This window comes from Ensifer sp. GW823-FHT05D09 (genome assembly GCF_058795755.1).
Window position 1 is genome coordinate 1 of the sequence record NZ_JBXAIA010000064.1, and the last position, 258, is coordinate 258.

Annotated in this window: 1 protein-coding gene; it reads left to right on the plus strand. The window is 67.8% G+C overall.

From position 1 onward, the window contains the following. The coding region (locus AC1Q80_RS30940) for a calcium-binding protein (protein ID WP_492362957.1) at positions 1 to 258 on the plus strand (258 nt) is incomplete at both ends.

Consider the following 258-nt stretch of genomic DNA (forward strand, 5'->3'; position numbering starts at 1 on the left):
ACGCTGATCGGCACGTCTGCGGCGGATGTTCTGCTCGGTGGTGCGGTTGCCGACGTGCTTCTGGGCGGCGGCGGTAGCGACATCCTGTCGGGGGATGCCGGCAGCGACGTGCTGCGCGGCGAGGACGGCGACGATGTGCTGTCGGGTGGTGACGGCGACGACGTTGCCTCTGGCGGATCGGGCAATGATGAGATCCACGGCGGTGCCGGTGCCGACATGCTGTTCGGCAATGGCGGCGACGACCTGATCTTCGGTGAC